Genomic DNA, 286 nt, shown 5'->3' with positions numbered 1-286 from the left:
CAGGATACTCTTCGGCAGGAGGCTCCGCGATCTGCATGATGGTGGTCGCAATCAGTCCATTGTAGTCAATGAAGGCTTCGGCCATCTCGTAGGTCTCGAAGACTTGCGCGCAACTCGGGATGAGCGAGTAGACGATACCGCTTTGGGTGCCTCCCAGAGTACCCTCGTTTATATAGTTGACGAAACCGGCGTCTTGGGCAAACAGCAGATAGGACATAATTCCTCCGTCGTTGTTGATGGAGAAACTATACGCTAGGTGGAAAATAATTGCAAGGCTGAGCACAAA

The 286-nt window shown here is 51.0% G+C and carries 1 protein-coding gene; it reads right to left on the bottom strand.

Annotated features, from left to right (window positions below):
- On the bottom strand, positions 1–217 hold a 217-nt coding region (locus AC1RPT_RS07980; protein ID WP_481763018.1), incomplete at its 3' end, for a hypothetical protein.
- Positions 218–286: the final 69 nt, after the last annotated feature.

This window comes from Dellaglioa sp. CoH-56-MRSF-11 (genome assembly GCF_056782135.1).
This window is presented reverse-complemented; position numbering and strand designations above follow the sequence as displayed.